This is a genomic window from Halomonas qaidamensis (assembly GCF_025917315.1).
Lineage (GTDB): Bacteria > Pseudomonadota > Gammaproteobacteria > Pseudomonadales > Halomonadaceae > Vreelandella > Vreelandella qaidamensis.
On sequence record NZ_CP080627.1, the window covers coordinates 1,498,010 to 1,523,307 of the forward strand.

Genomic DNA, 25,298 nt, shown 5'->3' on the forward strand with positions numbered 1-25,298 from the left:
CATGAGCAAAAAGGTAGCCGCATCCTGCATCAAGCTGGACGTTTTGTCACTTCTGAACGAGCTTTTGCCTAGTTTTAAAGCCAACATCTGCCTTGAACTAGATGAGCAAGTTAACGTTGCATGCTAGTCTCACCAGCCTAGTTAACTAGTTAAGTAAGGAGCGCTTCACCTATGCGTCTGCATATTATCGGCATCTGCGGCACTTTTATGGGGAGCCTGGCTTTACTAGCGCGGGAGCTAGGGCATCAGGTAAGCGGCTCAGATACGAATGTGTATCCTCCTATGAGCACCCAATTGGAAGAGGCGGGGATAACCTTGATAGAAGGATATCACGCCGAAAATCTTGCTAATCAACCTGCACTTGTCATTGTAGGCAACGCGCTATCTCGGGGTAATCCAGAAGTTGAGGCGCTGCTTAACAGTGGTTTGCCGTATACCTCAGGGGCTCAGTGGCTGGCTGAGCATGTACTGACTGGCAGGCAAGTTATTGCCGTTGCAGGTACTCACGGCAAGACCACCACTGCTAGCCTTCTAGCATGGCTATTGGAAAGCGCTGGCTTAACGCCTGGATTCTTAATTGGCGGCGTGCCACGTAACTTTGGCGTGTCGGCGCGTTTAGGCAAGCCCGACAGTCCCTTTATTGTCGAGGCTGATGAGTACGATACGGCGTTTTTTGACAAGCGCTCTAAGTTTGTTCATTACCGCCCCCAAATGGTGGTGATGAACAATTTAGAGTTTGACCATGCCGACATATTTCCTGACCTTGCTGCGATTGAGCGCCAATTCCACCACTTGGTACGAACCGTGCCAAGCAAAGGTTGCTTGCTAGTCGCCGATCAACAGCCTGCGTTAGAGCGTGTCCTTGAAATGGGAGCGTGGTCACCTATCGAGCGTTTCGGCACGTTAGAGAGCAGTGAGTGGCAACTACGTTTAGAGCGCGCTGATGGCAGCCGCTTTCAGGTGCTTCACCTTGATGAAAACAGTGAAGAAGACGGTGTTGTCGAGTGGACATTAACCGGAGAGCACAACGCACGCAATGCGCTTGCAGCACTTGCCGCTGCGAGCCGTTGTGGGGTGAATCTTGCCCGCGCTTGCGCCGCACTTGCTCGTTTTCAAACGCCTCGTCGCCGTCAGGAGGTCATTGGGGAGGTGGGGGGGGTGCAAGTCATTGATGACTTCGCTCACCACCCAACAGCGATCGCGGCCACGTTAAAAGGGTTGCGGGCAGCCACTACCAAAGGGCGACTGCTCGCGGTGATTGAACCACGCTCTAACACTATGCGTTTAGGCGCACTTCGTGCCCAGCTAAAAGAGAGCGTTGCCGATGCAGATGCTGTCTTCTGGTTTCAACCGGCAGGACTCGATTGGTCAATGGAGGCGTTAGTGGCTGAGCAAGGCGAGCGCGCTGAGCTATATAGCGATATCGATGCACTTGTTCATGCGGTTGTTACTCAAGCGTCACTACTCGACCGTATTGTTGTGATGTCCAATGGCGGTTTCGAGGGGGTTCACCAGCGTCTATTGAGTGCGCTATCTGCCAAGGAGCAAACTGAGTGACAGACTTTAAACCTCCGGTGACGGTGGCGCTGACAGGTGCTTCGGGTGCGCAGTATGGTCTGCGCCTGATTGACGTATTAGTAGCATCAGGGCATGAAGTGTGGGTAATGATTTCCAAAGCAGCGCATATGGTCATCGCTACGGAAACCGATGTGTCGTTACCAGCTCAGCCGAAACGCTTAGTAGAAGCACTTTCCAAGCAGAGTGGTGCTCAGCCTGGCCAAATTCGCTGCTTTGGTCGTGAAGACTGGATGGCGCCTGTCGCATCGGGGTCTGGTGCCCCCTCTGCGATGGTGATTTGCCCCTGCTCTACAGGCACGCTGTCAGCAGTTGCGACGGGTGCGAGCAATAACTTAATTGAGCGTGCCGCTGATGTTGCTATAAAAGAGCGACGGACCTTAGTTATGGTGCCACGTGAAAGCCCGTTTTCCCCCATTCACCTAGAGCACATGCTGGCGCTAAGCCGCTTGGGTGTAGTGATTTTGCCTGCGGCTCCTGGCTTTTATCACCGCCCAGAACGGATAGAAGATTTGATCGACTTTGTAGTCGCCCGGATACTCAATCAACTGGGCATCACTCATCGCCTGATGCCGCGTTGGGGAGAGGGGTATGAAACCGCACCTAGCGATGCAGATAATGATGTAAACAACACGGAAGAGTAATGATGATGTCATGGGCGACGCTGTCGGTGTTTGTACCCACATTTTTATTCGTTTCCCTAACGCCGGGGATGTGTATGACCTTGGCGATGGTGCTGGGTATGACCCAGGGGGTGAAGCGAACGCTGTGGATGATGATAGGCGAGTTAATTGGCGTAGGCATCGTAGCCGCCGCCGCTGGGGCTGGCGTGGCAGCATTAATGCTACGTCATCCTGAGCTTTTTATTGCGTTTAAGTGGGTGGGCGGCGCTTATTTGGCTTATTTAGGCATCATGATGTGGCGTTCTAGAGGGCGTATGGCTATCCCTGCAGAGCTGAATGCCGGACCTGCTGCTGGAAGGCTACAGTTGGCTATTCAGGGGTTAGTGACGGCGGTGGCCAACCCAAAAGGATGGGCTTTTTTTATGGTGCTGCTACCACCGTTTTTAGATAGCGGTCGGCCACTAGCACCTCAACTAACCCTTTTGATTGCAGTGATTTTAATCATTGAATTTGCCAGCATGCTGGTCTATGCCACTGGTGGGAAAACGCTACGTAATGCGTTGGGTAAAAGTGGCAATGTACGCTTACTCAACCGCATTGCAGGAACATTAATGATAGGCGTTGGGGGTTGGCTGGCGTTGGGATAGACGACTGGCTTAGTGGCGTTGAACTGCTAAACAGGGGGCAGCAGAATAAGCCGTAGAGCTATTAGTGCACTGGTGGCAGCTAATAGTCTGACCCAGGGGCAGGGTGGTAGCGGCGCTCTAGTGCGGCGCTGCCAATTCAGCCGAACGATAGCGCATACCAGCAAGCCGAGGAGAGCACCGCCAATGAGGTCGCTCAACCAATGTACGCCTAATACTAAGCGCGACAATGCCATGGGTGTTACCAGGGCTATTGCCAGCCAATAAATCCAGACGCGTTGTTTGCGGTGCAATTCTGCTGCAATGAATGCAGCGGCTAACCCAATAACGACAACGGTCGTTGAGGTATGTGCACTGGGGTAGGAAAATGAGCCAATCAGATAGTCTGGTGTTTCTGGCCGGGCACGCCCGAAAACCATTTTTCCCGCTGTGTTGAGCAGCGCAATGCCACCAATGGCAAAGGTCCAATGGCAGAGTGCATCGATACGTTTGTGGTGTATCAGCCAAACAGCCAAAGGCAGAATCAGCGCGGCAATTCCTAGTGAGTCTCCTAGTTTAGCGAAGCCTAAGCTAATGAAATGAAGTGGCTCATTGGTTAACCAGTTAAACAGGCGCTGAGCTTGTAAATCTATCGCCAGCGGACCTTGATGATTCATTACTAGCAGAGTCCAGGCTGAGACACTTGCCAATGTGATGACAAACAGCAGTAGCGAGGCTAACGGTACTTCATCATTTAAGCTCATTGAGAGCCATGAGCGACGCATAAAGGGGATGCGACGAATAAGGCGTGCTGTTGCAAGGTAGAAAAAGCCATGGCGACCCACCTGGGCTCTTCCCCAGGAGAAAATCACCGCAAGCACGACGAGACTGGCGCCTAATGTAATGAGCACCGTTTCTATATTTTGGGGTAGATTGAGATGCTGTTGCCAGGTTCTACCCAATAAGTAGCCAGGCAATACGTAAGCCGGTGCCCATAGGGCAGCTGAGGCGATATTGGCCCACAAAAATGTGCGCTGAGGCATTCGCATCATACCCGCAATAAGCGGAATAATGGGGCGCACTGGGCCGACAAACCGGCCAATAAACACAGAGTGGACACCGTAACGTTCAAAAAAACGTACGCCGCGCGCCAGCCATTCTGGATGAACGGATAAAGGCCAACGATTGGTAACTTGTTTACGGTAGTGATAGCCAAGCTGGTAGCTAATGCCATCCCCTAAGACCGCACCCAGCAAAGCGGCACTAATAAGCCATGGTAGAGCAATAGCTTCATGCCCCGCTATAGAGGAGGCCGCAGTGATAAGCACAACGCCTGGAACCAACAAGCCCACTAGCGCAAGCGATTCAAGTAGCGATATCAGCGCAACCGCCAGCATTAATATCGCTGGTGAAAGCGACAGATCAAAAAGCGTATCAACCATGATAAGTCCCGCTCCATTTGATGATTATCAGGCAGTCGATAACGCCTTAGCACGTGCTTCCAGGCGGTTTATGTAGCGTTCAAAGCGCTCATTGCGGCACGGTAGGCAAACCGCTATGCAGGTTTCTAATTGTCCTGTTTCAACTAAAACGCACTGTGATAATGCGCGCTGTAGACGCTCCCTTACCAACATGGCACCACTTTCGCTTGTATCTGGCAATACGAGCCAGAACGTAGAATTGTCTGCCCGACCTAGAATGTCATAGTCGCGGCAGCGGCTGTTCACTTCATTGCATAGGGCACCCAGCAGCGCTGTTTTTGCACGTGAGCCAAACTGCTCTTCTGCCATATCAAGCTGAGGTAAATGCATAACAAGAACTGCCAAACGCTTGTTGAGCATTGCTGCACGTTGAAACTCATTATGCAGACGCTCTTTTAATGTATCGATATGATAGGCATCGCAATCGTTATCATTTGGGTCTGTTGCCCTTAACAAAGCGCGTTGTCGTGCATGCTCCCAGGGAGGGAGTGCTAATAACAGCATAAGAGCGATATAAGCGACTCCCTCTACCGGCGAGGCAGTGCCGTGACTATGTAACAGCCACCAAAGAGGGGCAGAAAATACAGCCAGTATTATAGCGCTCGATAGCGGCAATAGAAAAAATGCAGCGGTTGTCGGTAGGCCGATCCACAAACTAGAGACGCTAGGATGGTGATAGAAAGCCGCTAGGGTGATGATATAACTGCTGCATAATAATATAACGCGAGAGATAACAGTATTTAGCGTCTGGCTGTGATGCATCAATAGCGCTGCCAGTAACAGCAGCGTTACAAACATTGGCACTAAAAGGTCGCGATAATTCCCCATGCCATAAAGCCAGAGCGTGTATCCTGCCACTAGGATCACGCTGCTGGTATAAGCAAAGGTCATTAATTGCCTGTGCAGCGGCGGTGGGTCAATCATTACTATCTTCTCGTGGGTGAGGCGGGAAGTTGGCCAGCGTCTCGACCGTTAAACCTGATAACTCTAAGTCTATTAGCGGTAGGTGGTAGGAAAGCTGTTTTTCCGGAAGACCGGCACAGAGTAGTTTGCGTCGGTGGGCTGCCTCCTGGGAATTATGTGACAGCATTAAGGTGGCAAGTGTCTGGCTGTTTAAACGATAAACGTTTTCAAAGTTATAGGTGAGGTTGCATAGCTTTTGCGCGGCCGCCCAAAGCTGGTGACGCTTTACTTGGATAATTAACAGTTCTGCATAAATGGCTTCACGTTCAGAGCGGGTTTGTTCTCGATTAAGATCTCTTAACAGTTGCCCGCTTGGCCACAGATTAAGCCCTGGAATAAGCCGAAGGCGTGAGCGAATGGAGCCATTCATATCAATTAATTGACACGCTTTGGCGCTGGATAAAATGCTTAGTGTAATTAAAGCAGTTAAGAGTAAGAGTCCTTCAGGCAAGGAAAATAGCGGGATGATTAATAGCCAGCTCATCAGTGCGGCCAGCGCATTGAAGACTACTACCCAGCGCTTCTGAGGCAGCATAAACATCGCTGGCCACGCCCATATTAGCAAGCTGTGACGCTCCGGCGCTGCGGCAATAAGTCCTAGTAGCAATACCCCGGTGATTAGCTGCCAGGGTGGGCCCTTAGAGCGGCGGTGGCTAAAATCGAGCAATAACGCAGTAACGAAAAGCCAACCTACAGACAGCCAAAGCACTAGCGCAGCCATTGGCTGCGCCGTATGCGTCCAAAGCGCTAACACCAACGCGGCTGCGAACAGATTGGCTCTTAGTAGGCGTATTTTGTACTTGCTTTGCATGGTGGCTTACTATTCACCTCTACTTCAGGGTTGCCCATAGCATAGTCGGCTTGATGACATATCAGCGTCGTGATTAGGCAGCCGGTATAGCCACTATAACGCGTTGGTGGCGTAACATACTGCCAAACAGGCCTTACCACTACTATAGAATGCAACTTGCCTTGCATACGCAATATCACAGGGAGAAAGTATGAGCGGTTTAAACGCACAAGATGAAGCTCTTCAGCAATTGGCGGGGGGGGATGTGTCCGCTTATATCCAGGTGCTTGGACAAAGCGCTCGCGCAGCAGCTAAGGAGCTGCGTCGTGTTGACACAGGGTTAAAGAATCGTGCGCTTGAGGCAATGGCACTTCGCCTGGCAGCCTCTCGACAAGTGATATTGGAAGCTAATGCGCTTGACTTGCAGCGTGGAAAAGAGAGTGGCTTAGACACTGCGTTGCTAGATCGTTTAGCGCTTAATGATGCGCGTATTGAAGCCATGATCGAAGGCCTTCATCAGGTGGCCGCTTTGCCAGATCCTGTTGGAGAAATTGACGATATGCGCTATCGCCCGAGCGGCATTCAGGTGGGCAAAATGCGTGTTCCGATAGGCGTTATTGGCATCATTTATGAATCTCGTCCTAACGTTACTCTTGAGGCAGCTAGCTTATGCTTAAAGTCTGGTAATGCCTGCCTATTACGAGGGGGATCTGAGGCGAGTGCATCAAATGCCGCTATTAGCCGCTGCATTCAGGAAGGATTAGCTGATGTGGGCCTGCCCTCTGCGTCTGTGCAGGTCGTTGTCACGACTGACCGGGCGGCGGTGGGAGCGATGATTAGCATGCCTGATTATGTTGACGTCATTATTCCGAGAGGAGGAAAGTCACTGATCGAACGTATTTCCCGTGAGGCCACGGTACCGGTTATTAAGCACCTCGACGGCGTGTGTCATGTTTACATTGACACTACCGCAGACCCCGCTAAAGCGATGGCTATCGCGGTGAATGCGAAAACGCATCGCTACGGTACCTGCAATACGATGGAAACTCTGTTAGTTGATGCACCGATCGCCGATATTGTGCTGCCCGAGCTGGCGCGTGCTTACGCCGAGCACAATGTAGAACTACGTGGTTGCGAGCGTACACGGGCGTTGTTGCCGCAAGCAGCGTTGGCCACAGAAGAAGACTGGGGTGCTGAGTATCTTGCGCCTATTTTAGCGATTAAAGTTGTTGATGGTATGGATGAGGCTATCCAGCATATTGAGCAATATGGCTCCCATCATACCGATGCCATTGTGACTCAAGATATCAGTCTGGCGAGACGCTTCATGGCAGAGGTGGACTCGAGTTCAGTTATCGTAAATGCTTCTACACGCTTTGCTGATGGCTTCGAGTATGGGCTGGGCGCAGAAATTGGTATCTCAACCGATAAGCTGCATGCGCGAGGTCCGGTGGGATTAGAAGGGCTCACAACGCAAAAATATGTCGTGTTTGGAGATGGGCAAGTTAGGCAATGAATTCAACACCCACACGAATAGGTATGCTGGGAGGAACCTTTGATCCTGTGCATTTGGGGCATTTGCGAAGCGCCATTGAGGTTCGTGAAGCCCTGAAACTCGATCGTCTGCATATGATTCCAGCACCTCAGCCCCCCTTGCGTGGTACGCCTCAGGTTTCGCCGGTGCAACGCTTAGAATTATTAACGCTTGGTATCGGCGATACGCCCGGTGTAGTGGCAGATGATCGTGAGTTACGTCGAGAGGGGCCTTCATATAGCGTCGATACACTTGTCGAGCTGCGGCAAGCGTATGGTGATAGCGCTCGACTAGTGATGATTATCGGGTTTGATGCTTTTCTGCGATTAGCCAAATGGCACAACGTCAATCAGATATTCTCTCTGGCGCATCTGGTGGTTATCGCACGGCCGGGTTATAGCACCTCCTGGCCTGATGCGTTAAGGGAACTGGTGGGTGATCGTGAAGTCGATAGTGTAGATGAACTGATGCTATGCCCGAATGGCAACATCCTTACGTTAGCTCTTCCCTCTATGATGGCCATCTCGGCGACATACATAAGAGAGCGTTTGCAACAGGGCAAAAGCGTACGCTATTTACTGCCTGAGGCCGTTGAAGAAGTCATTCTTCAGCATGGTTTATATCATTCTCACGAATAGCGCTGGCAGTCATGAAAGAAGCCGTTACAATGGCCGGCTTACTGATTGAATCACCGAGCTTGCTATTGTTGAGCTTATTACGACAAGGGGTTGCCTTTAGGAGCCATGCACATCGATACACTTAAAAATCTAGCGGTTGATGCCCTAGAAGAACTTAAAGCACGTGATATTACCCAGCTAGATGTTTCCAAGCTGACTGAAGTTACCGATCTGATGCTGATTGCCAGCGGTACCTCTACCCGTCATGTATCTGCTCTAGCGCAGAACGTAGTCGAGAAAGCCAAAGCAGCAGGTCTTAAGCCTCGCGGTGTCGAAGGTGGTGACAATGCCGATTGGGTGCTGGTAGATCTGGGTGACGTAGTTGTTCACATCATGTTACCTGAAGCGCGAGTGCTCTATGATCTTGAGCGTTTATGGGCAGATTTGCCCAATGATGCTGGAGCGATTGGTGAATCACTGAAGCGGTTTGAAGAGCGGGCTACGATGTCATGAAGATTCGGCTGTTAGCGGTGGGTAACAAAATGCCTGGATGGGTGGAAGAAGGTGTTGAGACCTACCGCAAACGGCTACCGCGGGATTTCACACTTGAAATTGAAGAAATCCCATTGGGTCAGCGTGGTAAAAATGCTGATATCGTTAAGGCGCGTGCACAAGAAGCCCAGCGTATTCGTGACAAGCTTCGTGGTGACGAGTATATCGTGGCACTTGAAGTTAAGGGTAAAACCTGGAGTACCGAGCAACTGGCTAGCGAGGCAGATGCTTGGCGCATGCTAGGCAAAGATATTGTGCTGTTGGTGGGAGGTCCTGATGGTTTGGAGCCATCGCTCTCAGCAATGGCAGATAAAGCGTGGTCTTTATCGCCTCTCACGTTACCGCATCCTTTAGTACGCATCATGCTGGCTGAGCAGCTTTACCGAGCCTGGACCCTGTTAGTAGGTCATCCCTATCATCGATAATTGCTTTTCGTCTGATTTGAGAGTCATCGTTACCCATGCCTAAGCGCCGTGACACGCTTAAAAACCCTGAGCAAGAATTACGTATTTTTCGTGTCAGGGCGCTGCTTGCTGTTCTAGTAGTGATTGTTTTGACGGGATTGTTGACCGGGCGGTTAGCATATTTACAGATCGTGCAGCACGATTTGTATAGCACTCGCTCTGAAAAAAACCGTGTTCGCGTTGAACCGCTACCACCTAATCGTGGGCTGATTTACGATCGCAATGGTGTTCTTCTTGCTGAGAACCGTCCTACCTATAACCTCACATTAGTCCGCGAACGTGTCGATGACCTAGACGAAACGTTAGCTCTTTTAGTGGAGCTTCTAGACTTACCTGAAGATGACATTGACGCGTTCAATGTGCGTTCAAGGCAACGTCAGCGTCCGTTTCAGCCTGCGCTATTAATGAGCGATTTGAGTGAAGACCAGATCGCACGGCTAGCGGTGAATCGACATCGCCTGCCAGGGGTTGAAGTAGAAGCCCAGCTGCTCCGTTATTATCCCGACGCTGAAATGATGGCTCATGCACTAGGATACGTGGGGCGCATCAACGCAGAAGAGTTGCAAACTCTCGATGCTGGGCGATATGCGGGGACACACTTTATTGGTAAAACCGGCGTTGAGCGTTTTTACGAAACAGAACTGCATGGCCAAGCCGGGCTACGTAAAGTGGAAACGAATGCACGTGGGCGTGTACTTAGAGAGCTTGGACGTACTGACCCAGTGCCTGGGGAAAACCTTACGCTAACGCTTGATAAGTCAATGCAAATGTTGGCGTATGAGCTGTTGGATGGAAGGCGTGGTTCTATCGTTGCTATCGTGCCTGGCACGGGTGAAATTCTCGCGATGGTCTCGACACCTGGTTTCGATAGTAATCAATTTGTAACGGGAATTGATGTCGCTTCCTATCGAGGCCTACAGGAAAATATCGACTTGCCGCTGTTTAATCGAGCCATTCGTGGTCATTACCCGCCAGGTTCAACTATTAAACCTTTTTTAGCGCTTGCGGGGCTGGTTGAAGGGGTTATTACCCCGGATAGTACCATTAGCGACCCAGGATTTTATCAATTACCTAATGATTCACGTCGTTATCGTAACTGGCTACGCTGGGGGCATGGGCGGGTCGATATGGAGCGCTCGATTGCTGTTTCAAACAACACGTATTACTACTCACTTGCCCATGACCTAGGTATAGATAATCTGCATGAGCAAATGTCTAATTTTGGCTTTGGCCAGCGCGTTGCACATGATGTTCAGGGTGAAAGTACTGGACTAATGCCGTCTCGTGATTGGAAGCGCGCGCGTTTCAATCAGCCCTGGTATCCCGGTGAAACACTTTCAGTAGGTATCGGCCAGGGCTACTGGCAGGTAACACCGTTACAGTTGGCGAGTGCAACTGCCACCTTGGCAAATCGTGGTCATTGGGTAAAACCGCGTCTTGCGTTAGAAATTGGTGACGAACCCGTAGCTCTCGATTTGCCGGACACGCTACCTGATATTCAGTTAGATAATGAGAATTGGTGGAGTCGTGTTTTTAGTGGCATGGAAAAAGTTATCAGTGGTAACGAAGGCACCGCACGGCGAACAGGAGTAGGGCTTGAGTATCGTATGGGCGGTAAATCAGGTACTGCCCAGGTATTTTCGCTGGGGCAAGATCAGCGGTATAACGCTGAAGAGCTTGAGGAGCGCCTGCGCGATCACGCGCTCTTTATGGCGTTTGCACCGCTTGAAGATCCACAAATTGCGGTATCAGTCATTGTTGAAAATGCCGGTGGAGGCAGTACGCATGCTGCGCACTTAGCACGTGCGATGACGGATGCATGGTTATTAAACGATGATGCGCCGGACGTTGAAGAGGTTAAGGAAGTACTGGAAGAAGATACTGCTAACGTGGAGGGCAATTAATGCGGTCATGGCCAGCGATTTCTCATCCGTTACGCCGTTACCCCGTCCGCCCTCCGGATAGCGGTATTGCTAGGCGCAAAAGCATTTGGGAACGTATCCATCTTGATCCATGGCTATTAGGTTTGTTGCTGTTGCTAATGGGGGGTGGGTTGTTAGTGCTTTATAGCGCTTCTGGGCAACGTATTGATACCGTAATTGCGCAAGCGATCCGTTTTTGCATAGCTATTGTTGTTATGGTCGTTATTGCGCAATTTTCGCCGTCTACTTTTTTGCGCTGGGCCCCCTTAGCATATGGCGTTGGGTTGGCCATGTTATTGGCGGTGGAAATTGCTGGTGATGTGGGTATGGGGGCAAAGCGGTGGCTGGTCATCCCTGGTGTCATTCGTTTTCAGCCGTCAGAAATGATGAAGTTAGCAGTGCCGTTAATGGTTGCCGCGTATTTGAATCGGTGCCAACTGCCACCGCGTTTCAGAGATATTGTAGTATGCGCGGTCATCATTGGTTTGCCCGTGGTACTCACCGCTATCCAGCCGGACCTTGGAACATCATTGTTAGTGGCTAGCGCAGCGGTCATTGTAGTGCTTTTGGCAGGTCTTTCCTGGCGTTTAATTGGTTTGATCGGGGCCTTAATAGCGGCAGGACTTCCCGTTTTATGGATGAATATGCATAACTACCAACGGCAACGGGTCTTAACCTTTTTAGACCCGGACAGCGATCCATTGGGGTCAGGTTGGAATATTATTCAATCAACCACGGCCATAGGTAGCGGTGGCTTGTGGGGGAAGGGGTGGCTAGAGGGAACCCAGTCTCAGTTAGAGTTTCTACCCGAGCGACATACTGATTTTATTATTGCCGTTTTAGGTGAAGAATTTGGCTTAGTCGGCATGCTGGTGCTACTGGCCCTTTATGTCATGATTGTGGCACGAGGTCTTTGGCTGGCTACTTCTTCCCAAGATACCTTTGGGCGACTATTTGCTGGCAGCATTATCCTGACATTTTTTATCTATGTATTCGTTAATGTGGGCATGGTGAGCGGTATTTTACCTGTCGTTGGCGTACCACTGCCGCTTGTAAGCTATGGAGGGACATCCAGCGTGACCTTACTGGCAGGGTTCGGTATTCTCATGTCAATACATGCCCATCGGCGGTTGTTACCGCGTTAATATCAAATGGATAAGCAGCGGTGCTTTTTCACAGGAGTGGTGAGTTAATGAACTGGGCCCGAATTCAAGCAGGCGGCTGTGTGACAGCTATGCTACTGGCGTGTTCTACAAGTACCTGGGCTGATGGTGCGTCGACGTTTGATCCGCAGCAGCACGCAGGCACTCAACTGTTAGTTGACGAGTTAGCAGCGCAAGGAATACCCGCAGATTGGCTAATCGAAACCCTCAATCAAGCCAGTTTTAGCCAAACGGTGTTAGACGCGATGGAAGGCGCTGCCGAACGTCGCTTAAGGTGGCATGAGTATCGCGATATATTCTTAACACAACAACGCATTGAAGAAGGCGCTGATTTCATTAATGAGTACGAGGATGCCCTTGCACAAGCTGAAGATGTGTATGGCGTTCCTCCTGAGGTTATTGCTGCCATTATTGGTGTTGAAACCTATTACGGTAAGCATAAAGGCCGCCATCGTGTACTAGACTCATTGGCCACACTGGCGTTTTACCACCCGGTTCGTGGCGGCTTTTTCCGAGGCGAGCTAGCGGCTTTTCTGAAAATTGCCTACGAGCAAGGCGTCGAAGCTGATGAGCTTTATGGATCGTATGCAGGGGCAATGGGGTATCCCCAGTTTATTCCTACTAGTTATGAGGCCTATGCTGTTGATTTCGATGGCGATGGTATACGAGATTTATGGGAAAACCCGGTTGATGCAATTGGCAGTGTGGCAAATTACTTCGCTGTACATGGCTGGCAGCGTGATGGGGTCATTTATCATGAGGCCAATGGTCCTGATGTAGCCCCTGAATCGCTGCCTATTAATCAAACCAGTAAACCCGTGGTTACTGTATCTGAATCAATCGAGGCTGGCATTGAACCACAGAGTGCGCTTGATCCTGAGTTACTTGTAGTGCCTTTAAGGCTAGAGCTTGCCGATGAAAGTATCCGGTATCGTTTAGGGGAGTATAACTTTTACGTTATTACTCGCTATAACCATAGCCATCTCTATGCAATGGCGGTGGCGGAATTATCGGAAGCCATTGAGCAGCAAGTTGAGGACTAAACATGAGAACAGTGCTGTCTGAAGCTCGCAGTATCGGTGGCGCAGTGGTCATCATGGCGTTGGTTAGCGGTTGTGCCAGCCAGGAAGCCAAACAAAGTAGCGTTGACAAGAATCAACCAATTAGCGCGCCTGCCTCTACTAGTACAGGCGGAGCGAGTGGTGGTGTGCAAAACAGCGGTTCATCAACAGGTGAGCGCTATGCTATGACTGGGGATGCCTATCCGTTGGAGCCGCCGGATGTGAGCAAAGTGCCAGATGCAGAGCCTCGTATTGAACCGCTTTCACGTGCTGGAAATCGCTCCACCTATGAAGTGTGGGGAGAAACCTATCACGTATTGCCAGACGCAAAAGGCTATGCTCAACAGGGTACGGCTTCTTGGTACGGTGAAAAATTTCACGGCTATGCCACGTCAAACGGTGAAATTTATGACATGTATAAAATGTCTGCTGCACACCGTTCGTTGCCATTACCCACTTTTGCGCGCGTGACCAGCTTAGATAACGGCCGCTCTGTTATTGTTCGCATCAATGATCGTGGGCCTTTTCATAGTGATCGTGAAATTGACCTTTCCTATGCAGCGGCTGCACGGCTAGGCTTTTTAGATAATGGCACTGGCGCCGTTCGCGTTGAGGCTATTGAGCCTGAACAATGGCTGGCACAGCAAGGTAGGGGGGGCAGTAGTGGAGCAGCTAATGCAGTTTCCTCGATACCTCCTGAGGTGAATGCGCAGCCTGTAAGAGAGGCTGCTGTACAGCGATCAATGGCAACCGATGATGCCATTTATCTACAAATTGCGGCGCTGGGTAGTGAAGAGGGTGCTCAGCAGTTACAGCGGCGCCTGGTCGATGAGCTGCCGCATAAAGTACGGGTGATGAGTGATACAGGTGTGCACCGTGTGCAAGTCGGGCCAGTGAGTCCTACGCAGGAACCCCAGGCACGCGAAGAACTACGTCGGGCTGGCTTTCCACAAGTATTTATCGTGAGATAGTTCACCCCATTTATTAGCTAAAATAACGTGCTTTGTTAACGTTTTTTATTTTTTTATGAGAAGTTAGTAATGAATGTATTGATGTCTATTCGCCGTACTGCCGGGCTTTGTTTGTTTGCGGTTTTTGCCGCGGTTGTTTCTCCGGCTGTTGCTCAGGTGATCCCCCAGCCGCAGACAATTATTCCTTCAGCCCCTCAGCTTGCAGCGAGTTCCTGGATTTTGATGGACGCTAACAGCGGCCGGATTCTTGCTGAGCATAATTCTGACGAGCGTTTGCCGCCAGCAAGCCTCACCAAGCTGATGACCGCTTATTTGGTAGAGCGTGAGTTAGATCGGGGCACGATTAGCTTGACGGATATGATTAATGTCAGTGAGAAAGCTTGGCGTACCGGTGGCTCCAAGATGTTCATTGAAGTGGGAGATCGTGTCTCTGTCGATGACCTGCTGCATGGTATTATTATTGTGTCGGGCAATGATGCAAGTGTAGCAATGGCTGAGCATCTGGCTGGCGGTGAAACACCCTTTGCCGATTTAATGAACCAGCACGCGACGCGTCTGGGGATGCATAACACTAATTTCCAAAATGCGACGGGTCTTCCTGGCGATAATCATTACTCAACCGCCCGGGATATGGCGCTGTTATCACAGCATATTATTAACGACTATCCTGAGCATTACGCTATTTACTCTCAGCGCAACTTTGCTTTTGGTGGTATCGATCAACCGAACCGTAACCGGTTGTTATGGCGTGATCCTAGTGTCGATGGCTTAAAAACTGGGTGGACAACGGAAGCGGGTTATTGTTTGGTTTCTTCGGCTCAGCGTGATGGAATGCGTTTGATTTCAGTCGTGATGGGTACCAACTCGGAAGAGGCGAGGGCGCAAGAAACGCAAAAGCTCCTAAGTTACGGTTTCCGCTTCTATGAGACGATGAAGCTCTATGAGCGGGGTGCTGTACTTGCAACGCCGCGCATTTGGGGCGGCGATAGTAACGAGTTACGTGTAGGCGTGGATGAAGAAGTATTTATGACGCTACCGCGTAATCGTAATGAAGAGCTGCGTGCCCGTCTAAATTTAAATGCTGATCTTCAAGCGCCAGTGGCTGTTGGCGATGAAGTGGGTACCTTAGAAGTTTATTTAGGTGAAGAAGTGGTGGGAGAGCGCCAGTTAGTGGCTCTTGAAAATGTCGAAGAGGGCGGTTTTTTTAAGCGCCTATTTGACCAAGTGAGGCGGTTTTTCAGTGGTTTGATCAGTAACTTTACCGATTAACAGAAGCACGCTTAAGTGCAAAATTTTTCTATTTTGCACTTAAGCTATTAATCTTATAAAGCTGTATTGCACTCCTATTTTATACACACATATCCATATTCCGTGTAAAGGCGAGTTATGAAAAAAGGCGCGAAAAATGGACTGAGAGATTTACGTCAGGCCGAAGTAACCGAGCCACCTAAAATCACATTTCCCTGTGATTATTCATTAAAAGTAGTCGGTGATGCTGCCGAAGATTTCCCTGCCTGTGTTTGCCAAGTAATCATCAAGCATGCCCCTGACTTCGATGAGGCTACTCTTCAAGTGGTCGAGAGTCGCAACGGTCGTTTCCAATCTGTACGTGTCACGATTGTAGCTACCGGTGAACCTCAGCTAAGCCAACTTTTTGATGATTTAAAAGCGACGGGTCGCGTACATATGGTGGTATAGCCATGGTTAGCCAACCAATAGAGCTGCATCGTCTTGGGCATCGCGCTTACTTACCTGTATGGAAGGCAATGCGTGAACTCACAGACATTCGGGATGAAACAACGCCTGACCAGTTCTGGTTAGTAGAACATGATCCTGTTTTTACTCAAGGCCAGGCGGGTAAGCCAGAGCATGTATTAATGCCTGGTGAAATTCCTGTAGTCAAAACGGATCGTGGCGGGCAAGTGACCTATCACGGCCCCGGCCAAGTAGTACTCTATCCCTTACTTGATGTGCGGCGTGGCAAAATCGGTGTTCGAGAACTAGTCACTGCGTTAGAGAACTCAGTGATTGATGTGCTTGCTCTCTATGGCGTGGCTGCTTGGGCGAAGCCTGATGCACCTGGTGTTTATATTGATACGCCGCAGGGTGAGGCAAAAATCGCCTCGCTGGGGTTACGTATTCGGCGGGGCTCAAGCTATCACGGGGTGGCGCTAAATATAGACGGTGATTTATCACCCTTTGGCAGGATTAACCCGTGTGGCTATGCGGGTATGCAGGTGACTCGGTTGGCAGATGTAGTATCACTGCCAATCGATCACTGTGTAGGCGACCAGTTAGCGTCTGCATTAGCTGAACAGCTACAGCGTGAGTTGCAGCCTGTTAATTAAGCAAAAAAAACTACCTGCACGCAGGCTAATTGACAATAGTGATTGCGTGCAGGTCATCAATTTACATTGATCTACTTACATTGGTCTATCCAACGTTGAATGCAGGAATACGATTTGCATCAGGTTCTTGGCCAGGAACTGTGGCGGGTGAGGCGAGACCGAGATTGTTTTTCTCAAAGACGCGATCGGCGCGATAACTAGAGCGCACTAACGGACCGGAAGGCACTTCCATAAATCCTTTTTCTAGGCCAAGCACACGATAGCGATCAAACTCTTCAGGCGTGACCCAGCGCTCTACAGCCAAATGGTTTTTGGTTGGCCGTAAATATTGCCCCAGCGTCACAATATCAACGCCAATCTCTCTTAGGTCATCAAAGGTTTTAAGAATCTCTTCCTCTGTCTCGCCTAAACCAAGCATCAAGCTTGTCTTGGTGATGATATCAGGTCGATACTGTTTAGCATGTGCTAGTACATCCAGCGTTTTACGATAACCAGCGCGAGGATCGCGTACTTTGCTAGTGAGGCGCTCAACGGTCTCTACGTTCTGCGCAAATACTTCCAAACCTGAATCCACCACCCGCTCAACGGCTGCTTTGTCAGCGTCAAAGTCGGGTGTTAATGCTTCCACGACTACTTCTGGTGTGCGTGATTTAATCGCCTTAATGCAGTTGGCATAATGGGTAGCGCCACCGTCATCCAGGTCATCGCGGTCAACAGATGTCAGTACGATGTAACGGAGTCCCATTAGCTCGACGGATTTCGCTGTATTCTCGGGTTCATCTAAATCTAGCCAGCCTTTCGGGTTGCCCGTATCTACCGCGCAGAATCGGCATGCGCGCGTACAAACAGACCCCATCAACATGATAGTGGCAGTGCCATTGCTCCAGCATTCGCCCATGTTCGGGCAGTGCGACTCTGCACAGACAGTGCTGAGGCGGTGCGTCGAGACATTTTTTTTGACTGCCTCGAAACGTTCGCCCCCTGGGATCTGCGCGCGCAACCACTTGGGTTTACGTTCGAGATTGAGAGGAGATTCTGTCTGTGCTTTACGCTGTTTCATGCCGTCTTTGATGACGGACATGCCATGCTCATTACGGAATTTTTCGCCGCTAGGAACACGGGTTGTGGGGTTATTGCTCATAGGAGAGAGCCTCTTTACTGTGCGGCAGGCAATGCCCAAATGTTGTGACGCCTAACCATGCGTTACTACAGCTTGCTACGGCGTGGCGTGTAAAGCCCTTTGCGTTGACTAATGATTTGCCTTCGCGAGTACATTCCGAACCCAAAATACGCTAACTGATACATAGGTAGTAGAGTAATGTAACATACCTCTCAGTCGACAAGACACTACGCACCTGTGATCCACCTTACACCACACCTTATGATTTGCTTTGCTAAATTGCCATCATGGGCAAACAAGAGACGCCATGGCTCGGTAAAGGGCTAGAGGGAGTTTTAAAGTACTGCCGATAATCTGAAAGATGCTCTTTGGTAAAGCGTAAAAAAAGATCAGCAACCGGGGTCGGGAAATGGTCGCGACGGTAGACAGTGCACCATGAGCGCCGAATAGGAAAATTAGGCAATGGCAGCGCTGATAATAGCCCTTGCTCTAGCTCAAGCTGAACTGCTAAACGAGGCAAAACAGCAACGCCTAGGTGAGCCATAACACCTTGTTTAATTGCTTCATTCGTGCCTAATTCAATGCGGTGGGGAAGGCCAACCTCTTGATCAGCAGCCAGTTGTTCAAAGGCGTTACGTACCCCAGATCCTGGTTCCCGCATTAACACATAATGACGTGCAAAGTCGGTTAAGGTGGGTGTCTCCATGTGAAGTAATGGATGGTCTGGCCAGACTAACGCGATCAGTTCATTTTCAAGAATGGGCATCACCACTAGGCCATCATCCTCTGGCACCATCGCCATAATCACAACATCATCTTTTTGCTCTGTTAAACGCTCTAAAGCCTGGCTCCGGTTGCATACTTTAAGACGGATACGCACATCGGGATAGCGCGCCCTAAAGCGCGCTAGTAAATAAGGCACCACATATTGAGCCGATGACACCGCGGCAATATTGAGTTCGCCACGAATGTTTCCATTAATATCTGAAAGATTCATCTGCAGTCGAGAAAGTTGACCAAAAATTTCTCGTGCAGAGATAGCCAAGGTGTCCGCCGCAGGTAGCACATAAAGAGTTTTACCGGCATATTTAAACAGTGGATGACCAAGAGCAAGTTCTAATTGGCGGATTTGCGCGCTGACTGCAGGCTGAGTAAGCCCTAACTGCTCTGCAGCGCGTGAATAGGAGCGCTGGCGGTGAACTGCCTGAAACACCTGTAATTGTCGGAAGGTTAAACGATTGAGCAGTGTAAGGGATGACATAACAACCTCTAGGTATACACCCTCCTAAGACAGAAAGTGCTTCAAAACAAAATCTCAGTATCATGCTGGAAATGCTATCACCAATGATGTGCAAGCGTCTTTATGGCAACAATCATGAAATTGCAAAGGTAAGCATCGACGTTAAGCGGCGAGTGGCCTAAACTATATTGCATTGCAGCATCATCGCTTCGGGACAGATGCTTCGCATCAACCCAATGGGAGAATTTATGAACTTTCTCGCTCATCCTATGTTGCCTGGCAGCGCGCTGAAAAGCCTGTGGCCAGGAACGTCTGATCAAATGGCTTCACTACCGGGCGGCGAGGCCCTTGCTAGCATGGTAGATCCGTTCGGATTCGGACGGGCTGCAGCGAGCTACTGGCGCGATAGTATCGAACGTAGCGTCCTTTATTGGGATGTTATGCGCGAGCGCGGAAATCAATACCTTGAGCATATGGAGCAAACCAAGCCGAACGTGCTGGGGTTTGATACCGAAGTGCTCATTGATGGTCGTACGCTTCCGCATCCAACTAACTATGAACTGTTGAGAGTTCTTCCCCCCAGTCATATCCAGGTTAATCCTGAAAAACGGCCGTTTGTTGTTGTCGATCCTAGGGCTGGCCATGGTCCAGGTATCGGAGGGTTTAAGCCTGATAGCGAGCTTGGGGTTGCTTTGAAGGCTGGCCATCCTTGTTACTTTATTGGCTTTCTGCCTTTCCCAGAGCCAGGTCAAACCGTTGAGGATGTGGTAGAAGCGGAAATCGCGTTTTTACGCCATGTCATTGCTTTACACCCTGAAACCGCTGAAAAGCCAATGGTAGTCGGTAATTGTCAGGCGGGCTGGCAAATAATGATGGCTGCAGCGCTAGAGCCGGATGTGTTTGGCCCCATTCTTATTGCCGGTGCTCCGCTTTCTTACTGGGCGGGGGAGCACGGCAAAGCGCCGATGCGCTATACCGGCGGGATGACGGGTGGTAGCTGGATTACCGCGTTAACCAGTGATATTGGTAATGGCCTTTTTGACGGTGCGTGGTTGGTACAAAACTTCGAGCGTCTTAATCCGGCTAATACCTACTGGAAAAAGCAGTACCATCTTTATGACAATATTGACACCGAATCGAAACGCTATCTGGAATTTGAGCGTTGGTGGGGTGGTCACGTTGTCTTAGGTGGAGAAGAAATTCAGTATATCGTTGACAATCTGTTTGTTGGTAATCGACTCTCAACAGCCCAGTTAGTCACTCGCGATGGGCGTCGTGTTGATCTGCGCAACGTACGCTCGCCTGTTGTTGTCTTCTGCTCTCGTGGCGACGATATTACACCGCCGCCTCAGGCGTTAGGTTGGATTCGTGACTTATACGAAGGCGAAGAAGACATTATTGCCAACGAGCAAACGATCGTTTACTGCCTGCACGATACAACGGGTCACTTGGGAATTTTTGTTTCCGGCAGTGTGTCACGCAAAGAGCATACTGAGTTTACGGCTAACATGGATTATATCGATGTTATGCCACCAGGGCTGTACGAAACGACGGTCTCGCATGTCAGCGATCATGATGACGCGGAGTTACTTGAACGCGACTATTTACTTGAGTTCACGTCACGTAACTTTGAGGAGTTAGATCAGGATGTAATGCATAGTCCTGAAGATGATCGTCGATTTGCGACTGTTGCGCGTATTTCTGAGATCAACCTTGGTTTTTATCGGTTATATGTTCAGCCTTGGGTGCAGGCCACAATGACGCCAGAGGCGGCGCGCTGGATTCGCCGTATGCATCCTATTCGCTTAGGTTACAAACTTCTTTCTGATCGGAACCCGCTGACAGTGCCACTACCGGTCATGGCAGAAACAGTTCGTCGCAACCGCCAGCAAGTGAGCCAAGATAACGTCTTTAAAGCGTTTGAAACCATGTGCTCTGATCAAATTGTGGCGCATCTCAATGCTGTGCGGGATTTGCGCGATAGCACAACAGAAAGATTGTTTATGGACATTTATGGCCAGCCTCTCTTGCAAGCCGCAGTAGGTTTGTATGGTGATGCGCATGTCCATCGCCGCCGTCCCGGTGCTGAGCCAGAACATCAGCGTTTTGTTGAAAACCGCAAAAATGAGCTGCGCAATAAAATTGCTCAGGGTGGCGCTCACGAAGCGGTCATGCGCTCGGTAATCTATGTGTTGGGTGGAGCACCGGCGACAGACGAACGTAACTTCAAACGGTTACGTGCTTCCCGTGCCGAGCTAGAGCCTAGCTCAACCTTGAGTGAGTTTAAGCGTTTGGTGCGCGATCAGTTCTTTATTCTGAAATTAGATCGTGAGCGTGCGCTATCGTCATTGCCCGAACTGCTAGAAGGGCAAAGCAACAGCGATATTGACGGCCATATCGAGCATCTTAAGCATGTATTTGCCGCTAGCGGCGAGTTGTCTGAGCATGCTGCGCAACGTTTTGATCAGGTGAAGCAGTTGTTCGACCAAGCGCGTCCACCAAAGGCGGCTCCGCTAAAAGCAGTCGAGAGCAAACCAGTGGTCGAAGCCGAAAAGGTAGACGCGAAAGCCCCTGAAGTGGCGACTCATGCTGCGGCAAGCTCTTCAGCTAACAGCACTTTAGTAGACGATGCTTCTACAGAAGATGCGTCTAGTGAAAGCTCTTCCGGTAAATCTTCTGAAACAAACCTTTCTGGCGAAAATTCGACAGCTACTAGTAAAGTAGAGGTTGAAGCACCCAAAGAGATTGAAGCACCCAAAGAGGTTGAGGCACCTAAAGAAGTAAGCAAATCTAAGCCAAATGTGGCAACGCGTCGGAAACCACCGCGCAAGCGTTAAGCGCTGTATTATGCTCATCTACGCCTCTGTTTTCATACAGGGGCGTTTTTTTACATGCATATTTTGGGTTGCTGTCTGCGTACTGGCAGTCTAGTGTCTAGCTACTTCATTATGAAAAATAGTGCAGATAAGCACCTCGTGGCTGGGCGTCAGTTTGTTACCTACGCGTCGGTTGTTACTGGCGCTTGTTGCAGGCCTGGGGTAGGGTAGGCGCATTTTTCTCATGGCCGTCAAGTGGTAACGACAGGCGGCAACGTATTCAGAGCATGGGCGATAGCGCCTGGGCAACAGGAAAGTGGAGTACTATGGGCAAGTCACTGGTCATCGTCGAGTCGCCTGCGAAAGCGAAGACGATCAATAAGTATCTCGGCAACGATTTCATCGTAAAGTCGAGCGTGGGTCACATCCGTGACCTGCCGACCAGCGGCTCAGGTAAGACAGCCTCCGATCCGAAGGAGCGCGCTCGCCAGGCTGCGGCAACACGTAAGATGTCGGCGGAAGAGAAAGCAGAGTACAAAAAGCGTAAAGCCCATGATCAGCTAATTAGGCGGATGGGGATTGATCCGGATAATGGCTGGGAAGCACGCTACGAAGTGCTCCCAGGTAAAGAAAAGGTTGTCGCGGAATTAAAGAAGCTGGCTGAAAAAGCGGATGCTGTTTATCTCGCGACGGATTTGGATCGCGAAGGGGAGGCAATTGCTTGGCATTTACGCGAGACGATTGGTGGTGATGACAGTCGCTATAAGCGCGTTGTATTTAATGAAATAACCAAAAATGCCATTCAGGATGCGTTTAAGTCGCCAGGGGCGTTAAATATTCCCCGCGTGGAAGCGCAACAAGCGCGCCGCTTTTTGGACCGCGTGGTTGGTTTTATGCTTTCTCCTTTGCTGTGGGCCAAAATTGCCAGAGGCTTATCAGCAGGTCGTGTTCAATCTGTTGCCGTTCGTTTAATCGTTGAGCGTGAACGAGAAATTCGTGCGTTTATTCCTGAAGAGTTTTGGGATGTCCACGCCGATCTTGCGTCCCCGGATGGGGAGTTAGTCAGGTTTGCGCTGGTGCGTCAGGATGGTAAGCCCTTCCGTCCTACCTCCGAAAAAGACACGCTTACACGCATTGAGCAACTGCGTAAAGCCAAGCTTGCGATTACCTCCCGTGAAGACAAACCGACGAGCTCCAAGCCTACCGCGCCGTTTATTACCTCAACGTTGCAGCAGGCTGCTAGCGGCCGATTAGGGTTCTCGGTTAAGAAAACCATGACCATGGCCCAGCGCCTCTACGAAGCTGGCTACATTACCTACATGCGTACCGACTCCACTAATCTTTCAAAGGATGCGGTTGAGAGTGTTCGCTCATTTATTGATGAAGAGTACGGTGCACGCTATTTACCTGAGTCTGCTAACCGTTACAGCAGTAAAGAAAGCGCCCAAGAAGCCCATGAAGCGATTCGCCCTTCTAGCGTTGAACGGAAAGCGACTGATCTCTCAGGTATGGAGCGCGATGCTGAGCGCCTGTATGAGTTAATTTGGCGTCAATTTGTCGCTTGTCAGATGACGCCAGCGCAGTATCTTTCCAGTACGTTGAGCGTTGAGGTTGACGGTTACGATTTGCGTGCCAAAGGGCGAGTGCTCAAGTTTGATGGTTACACGCGGGTGATGAAGCCATCAGGTAAAAATGAAGATCAAAGCCTGCCTGATTTGCCGAAAGGCACGGCAATGTCGCTTGAAAAGCTTGACCCGCAGCAGCACTTTACAAAGCCTGCCCCGCGCTATACAGAAGCCAGCTTAGTAAAAGAGCTCGAAAAGCAGGGTATTGGCCGTCCTTCTACTTATGCTTCTATTATTTCCACGATTCAGGATCGTGGCTACGTAAAATTAGAGAGTCGCCGTTTTTATGCTGAAAAACTGGGTGATATTGTCACCGAACGGTTGAAAGAGTCTTTCCCGGATTTGATGGATTACTCGTTTACGGCTCGAATGGAAGATAGTCTGGATGAAGTTGCGGAAGGTGAGCGCAACTGGCAAGCCCTGTTGGATGCTTTCTATAGTGAATTTAGCCAAGAGCTCAGCAAGGCGGAAAGTGATGAGGGGATGCGGCCTAATCAGCCGGTCCCTACGGATATTGACTGTCCAAGCTGTGGCCGAAAAATGCAAATTCGTACGGCCTCTACCGGTGTCTTTTTAGGTTGCAGTGGTTATAACCTGCCGCCTAAAGAGCGCTGCAAAACCACCATTGATTTAATCCCTGGTGAAGAGGCCGTTGCAGAAGATGCGGGTGAAGAAGCAGAAACCAACGCGCTTCGTGCCAAGCGTCGTTGTCAGAAGTGCGGTACGGCCATGGATAACTATCTGATTGATGAAGGTCGCAAGCTGCATATTTGCGGCAATAGCCCTGATTGTGATGGTTATGAGGTAGAAACAGGTAAGTTTAAAATCAAAGGCTATGATGGCCCCATTATCGAATGCGATAAATGTGGTTCCGAGATGCAGCTTAAATCGGGTCGATTTGGTAAATACTTCGGCTGCACCAACAGTGACTGCAAGAACACACGTAAATTACTGCGTAGCGGCGATGTGGCACCACCCAAGATGGATCCGATACCAATGCCGGAACTAGCTTGCCAAAAAGTGGAAGATCATTATGTGTTGCGTGATGGTGCCAGCGGTTTATTCCTAGCGGCCAGCAAGTTTCCTAAAAATCGTGAAACTCGACCGCCGCTGGTGAAAGAGCTGCAAGCTCACGCCGATGAGCTACCAGAAAAGTACCACTTTATCCTAAAGGCACCCAGCGAAGACCCGGATGGCAGGCCTGCACAAATTCGTTATTCACGCAAAAATAAAGAGCAGTTCGTGATGACCGATGAAGAGGGTAAGGCAACCGGCTGGAAAGCGACCTTTGAGGCAGGTAAATGGCATGTGGAGGATAAGCGTAAGTGAGCCCACGTTCGCGAACCAATCAACTGCTCTACCAAGTTGAGCTTTTAGTGGGGCTGCCGTCGGGTGACGACGAACATGCTCAGGCTCGGCAAATAGCGATTGAAGAGAGCGCCCTGGCGCTCTTTGAGCTGGCGTTAAATTCGTTGCTTAAAGAAGTCACTGAGCATGCGCGCCTCAATGAGCATGGCTGGAAAGCGCTGCTTGATGAGCGAGGCCCAGCTGTTGCTGAGCTACAGCGCTTGCGCGATACAATGCGTCAGCCAGATAGCTGGTTGAATTGGTTGATAGGCCAAGTCGAGAAGCTACATAGTGATAACGGAGCAGGTCAGCGCACCGTACAAAATCCTTCTATGATTGCCGTCGGTAGCCAGACAACGCTTGCTAACCAGCTGTTAGCTAACCTTACCGCTGCTAAGCATGATATTGCCGCCTTACGTGAAACTAGCCAAGAGTGGTAACCATAGCGACAAATACAGTGCTT

Annotated in this window: 22 protein-coding genes; 17 read left to right on the top strand and 5 right to left on the bottom strand. The window is 50.2% G+C overall.

Annotated elements, in window-relative coordinates; all coding sequences use genetic code 11:
• Window positions 1-171 precede the first annotated feature (171 nt).
• From mpl to K1Y77_RS06980, 3 genes are read left to right on the top strand one after another with little or no spacing between them, the layout of a single operon-like run.
• Window positions 172-1,557: a UDP-N-acetylmuramate:L-alanyl-gamma-D-glutamyl-meso-diaminopimelate ligase gene (mpl, locus tag K1Y77_RS06970; RefSeq protein ID WP_264431041.1), complete on the top strand. Its 1,386-nt coding sequence runs from the start codon at window positions 172-174 to the stop codon at window positions 1,555-1,557.
• Window positions 1,554-2,219 carry a flavin prenyltransferase UbiX gene (locus K1Y77_RS06975; RefSeq protein ID WP_264431043.1) on the top strand — a complete coding sequence of 222 codons (666 nt, stop codon included), beginning with the start codon at window positions 1,554-1,556 and terminating at the stop codon, window positions 2,217-2,219. The genes mpl and K1Y77_RS06975 overlap by 4 nt, the downstream gene beginning before the upstream one ends.
• Window positions 2,220-2,221: 2 nt before the next feature.
• Window positions 2,222-2,845: a LysE family translocator gene (locus K1Y77_RS06980; RefSeq protein ID WP_030069222.1), complete on the top strand. Its 624-nt coding sequence runs from the start codon at window positions 2,222-2,224 to the stop codon at window positions 2,843-2,845.
• Between the two features lie 26 nt (window positions 2,846-2,871).
• Here K1Y77_RS06980 and K1Y77_RS06985 read toward each other — a convergent pair whose 3' ends face one another.
• The 3 genes from K1Y77_RS06985 to K1Y77_RS06995 are packed head-to-tail and all read right to left on the bottom strand — an operon-like array spanning window position 2,872 to window position 6,076.
• Window positions 2,872-4,263 (bottom strand): bifunctional DedA family/phosphatase PAP2 family protein, encoded by a 1,392-nt coding sequence (locus K1Y77_RS06985; RefSeq protein WP_264431045.1) that lies wholly within the window; start codon window positions 4,261-4,263, stop codon window positions 2,872-2,874.
• 27 nt (window positions 4,264-4,290) lie between these two features.
• Window positions 4,291-5,226 (bottom strand): GGDEF domain-containing protein, encoded by a 936-nt coding sequence (locus K1Y77_RS06990; RefSeq protein ID WP_264431047.1) that lies wholly within the window; start codon window positions 5,224-5,226, stop codon window positions 4,291-4,293.
• Window positions 5,219-6,076, bottom strand: a complete 858-nt coding sequence (locus tag K1Y77_RS06995; RefSeq protein WP_030069229.1) for a hypothetical protein — start codon at window positions 6,074-6,076, stop codon at window positions 5,219-5,221. The genes K1Y77_RS06990 and K1Y77_RS06995 overlap by 8 nt, the downstream gene beginning before the upstream one ends.
• A gap of 190 nt (window positions 6,077-6,266) precedes the next feature.
• Between K1Y77_RS06995 and K1Y77_RS07000 the strand changes: the two genes are divergently transcribed.
• The 11 genes from K1Y77_RS07000 (at window position 6,267) to lipB (ending at window position 16,687) form a co-directional block, all read left to right on the top strand.
• Window positions 6,267-7,571: a glutamate-5-semialdehyde dehydrogenase gene (locus K1Y77_RS07000; RefSeq protein ID WP_264431051.1), complete on the top strand. Its 1,305-nt coding sequence runs from the start codon at window positions 6,267-6,269 to the stop codon at window positions 7,569-7,571.
• Window positions 7,568-8,227 (top strand): nicotinate-nucleotide adenylyltransferase, encoded by a 660-nt coding sequence (gene nadD / locus K1Y77_RS07005; protein ID WP_264431053.1) that lies wholly within the window; start codon window positions 7,568-7,570, stop codon window positions 8,225-8,227. Before K1Y77_RS07000 ends, nadD begins: the two co-directional genes overlap by 4 nt.
• A 105-nt stretch (window positions 8,228-8,332) precedes the next feature.
• Window positions 8,333-8,719, top strand: a complete 387-nt coding sequence (gene rsfS / locus K1Y77_RS07010) for a ribosome silencing factor (protein ID WP_030069236.1) — start codon at window positions 8,333-8,335, stop codon at window positions 8,717-8,719.
• On the top strand, window positions 8,716-9,183 hold the full coding sequence (gene rlmH / locus K1Y77_RS07015) for a 23S rRNA (pseudouridine(1915)-N(3))-methyltransferase RlmH (protein WP_264431056.1): 468 nt from the start codon (window positions 8,716-8,718) through the stop codon (window positions 9,181-9,183). The genes rsfS and rlmH overlap by 4 nt, the downstream gene beginning before the upstream one ends.
• A 35-nt stretch (window positions 9,184-9,218) precedes the next feature.
• Window positions 9,219-11,126 (top strand): penicillin-binding protein 2, encoded by a 1,908-nt coding sequence (mrdA, locus tag K1Y77_RS07020; RefSeq protein WP_264431058.1) that lies wholly within the window; start codon window positions 9,219-9,221, stop codon window positions 11,124-11,126.
• Entirely contained in the window at window positions 11,126-12,289 is a 1,164-nt protein-coding gene (rodA, locus tag K1Y77_RS07025) for a rod shape-determining protein RodA (protein ID WP_264431060.1), read from the top strand. The genes mrdA and rodA overlap by 1 nt, the downstream gene beginning before the upstream one ends.
• Window positions 12,290-12,336: 47 nt before the next feature.
• Entirely contained in the window at window positions 12,337-13,350 is a 1,014-nt protein-coding gene (gene mltB / locus K1Y77_RS07030) for a lytic murein transglycosylase B (protein WP_264431061.1), read from the top strand.
• 2 nt (window positions 13,351-13,352) lie between these two features.
• Entirely contained in the window at window positions 13,353-14,339 is a 987-nt protein-coding gene (locus tag K1Y77_RS07035; protein ID WP_264431063.1) for a septal ring lytic transglycosylase RlpA family protein, read from the top strand.
• A 69-nt stretch (window positions 14,340-14,408) separates the two neighbouring features.
• Window positions 14,409-15,608, top strand: a complete 1,200-nt coding sequence (locus K1Y77_RS07040) for a D-alanyl-D-alanine carboxypeptidase family protein (RefSeq protein WP_030069250.1) — start codon at window positions 14,409-14,411, stop codon at window positions 15,606-15,608.
• A gap of 117 nt (window positions 15,609-15,725) precedes the next feature.
• Complete coding sequence (locus tag K1Y77_RS07045; RefSeq protein ID WP_030069251.1) at window positions 15,726-16,037, top strand: HP0495 family protein; 312 nt, start codon at window positions 15,726-15,728, stop codon at window positions 16,035-16,037.
• 2 nt (window positions 16,038-16,039) lie between these two features.
• Window positions 16,040-16,687, top strand: a complete 648-nt coding sequence (lipB, locus tag K1Y77_RS07050; RefSeq protein ID WP_030069252.1) for a lipoyl(octanoyl) transferase LipB — start codon at window positions 16,040-16,042, stop codon at window positions 16,685-16,687.
• A gap of 85 nt (window positions 16,688-16,772) precedes the next feature.
• Here the strand turns inward: lipB and lipA are convergent, their stop codons facing one another.
• Window positions 16,773-17,828 carry a lipoyl synthase gene (gene lipA, locus K1Y77_RS07055; protein WP_264431066.1) on the bottom strand — a complete coding sequence of 352 codons (1,056 nt, stop codon included), beginning with the start codon at window positions 17,826-17,828 and terminating at the stop codon, window positions 16,773-16,775.
• A 253-nt stretch (window positions 17,829-18,081) separates the two neighbouring features.
• On the bottom strand, window positions 18,082-19,068 hold the full coding sequence (locus K1Y77_RS07060) for a LysR family transcriptional regulator (protein ID WP_030069257.1): 987 nt from the start codon (window positions 19,066-19,068) through the stop codon (window positions 18,082-18,084).
• A gap of 227 nt (window positions 19,069-19,295) precedes the next feature.
• On the opposite strand from K1Y77_RS07060, the gene K1Y77_RS07065 reads away from it, so the two are divergent.
• From K1Y77_RS07065 to K1Y77_RS07075, 3 genes are all read left to right on the top strand, one after another.
• Window positions 19,296-21,884 (top strand): DUF3141 domain-containing protein, encoded by a 2,589-nt coding sequence (locus K1Y77_RS07065; RefSeq protein ID WP_264431068.1) that lies wholly within the window; start codon window positions 19,296-19,298, stop codon window positions 21,882-21,884.
• A 305-nt stretch (window positions 21,885-22,189) separates the two neighbouring features.
• The gene (gene topA, locus K1Y77_RS07070) at window positions 22,190-24,817 is read left to right on the top strand and encodes a type I DNA topoisomerase (protein WP_264018367.1); all 2,628 of its coding nucleotides are present in this window, start codon (window positions 22,190-22,192) and stop codon (window positions 24,815-24,817) included.
• A complete protein-coding gene (locus K1Y77_RS07075; protein ID WP_030069265.1) occupies window positions 24,814-25,275 on the top strand; it encodes a DUF6586 family protein in 462 nt (153 codons plus the stop codon). The genes topA and K1Y77_RS07075 overlap by 4 nt, the downstream gene beginning before the upstream one ends.
• The last annotated feature ends 23 nt before the right edge of the window (window positions 25,276-25,298 follow it).

Coding starts and splice junctions, on each gene's coding strand:
- mpl (WP_264431041.1), top strand. CDS start 172: ATGCGTCTGCATATTATCGGCATCTGCGGCACTTTTATGGGGAGCCTG.
- K1Y77_RS06980 (WP_030069222.1), top strand. CDS start 2,222: ATGATGTCATGGGCGACGCTGTCGGTGTTTGTACCCACATTTTTATTC.
- K1Y77_RS06985 (WP_264431045.1), bottom strand. CDS start 4,263: ATGGTTGATACGCTTTTTGATCTGTCGCTTTCACCAGCGATATTAATG.
- K1Y77_RS06990 (WP_264431047.1), bottom strand. CDS start 5,226: ATGATTGACCCACCGCCGCTGCACAGGCAATTAATGACCTTTGCTTAT.
- K1Y77_RS06995 (WP_030069229.1), bottom strand. CDS start 6,076: ATGCAAAGCAAGTACAAAATACGCCTACTAAGAGCCAATCTGTTCGCA.
- K1Y77_RS07000 (WP_264431051.1), top strand. CDS start 6,267: ATGAGCGGTTTAAACGCACAAGATGAAGCTCTTCAGCAATTGGCGGGG.
- nadD (WP_264431053.1), top strand. CDS start 7,568: ATGAATTCAACACCCACACGAATAGGTATGCTGGGAGGAACCTTTGAT.
- rsfS (WP_030069236.1), top strand. CDS start 8,333: ATGCACATCGATACACTTAAAAATCTAGCGGTTGATGCCCTAGAAGAA.
- rlmH (WP_264431056.1), top strand. CDS start 8,716: ATGAAGATTCGGCTGTTAGCGGTGGGTAACAAAATGCCTGGATGGGTG.
- mrdA (WP_264431058.1), top strand. CDS start 9,219: ATGCCTAAGCGCCGTGACACGCTTAAAAACCCTGAGCAAGAATTACGT.
- rodA (WP_264431060.1), top strand. CDS start 11,126: ATGCGGTCATGGCCAGCGATTTCTCATCCGTTACGCCGTTACCCCGTC.
- mltB (WP_264431061.1), top strand. CDS start 12,337: ATGAACTGGGCCCGAATTCAAGCAGGCGGCTGTGTGACAGCTATGCTA.
- K1Y77_RS07035 (WP_264431063.1), top strand. CDS start 13,353: ATGAGAACAGTGCTGTCTGAAGCTCGCAGTATCGGTGGCGCAGTGGTC.
- K1Y77_RS07040 (WP_030069250.1), top strand. CDS start 14,409: ATGAATGTATTGATGTCTATTCGCCGTACTGCCGGGCTTTGTTTGTTT.
- K1Y77_RS07045 (WP_030069251.1), top strand. CDS start 15,726: ATGAAAAAAGGCGCGAAAAATGGACTGAGAGATTTACGTCAGGCCGAA.
- lipB (WP_030069252.1), top strand. CDS start 16,040: ATGGTTAGCCAACCAATAGAGCTGCATCGTCTTGGGCATCGCGCTTAC.
- lipA (WP_264431066.1), bottom strand. CDS start 17,828: ATGAGCAATAACCCCACAACCCGTGTTCCTAGCGGCGAAAAATTCCGT.
- K1Y77_RS07060 (WP_030069257.1), bottom strand. CDS start 19,068: ATGTCATCCCTTACACTGCTCAATCGTTTAACCTTCCGACAATTACAG.
- K1Y77_RS07065 (WP_264431068.1), top strand. CDS start 19,296: ATGAACTTTCTCGCTCATCCTATGTTGCCTGGCAGCGCGCTGAAAAGC.
- topA (WP_264018367.1), top strand. CDS start 22,190: ATGGGCAAGTCACTGGTCATCGTCGAGTCGCCTGCGAAAGCGAAGACG.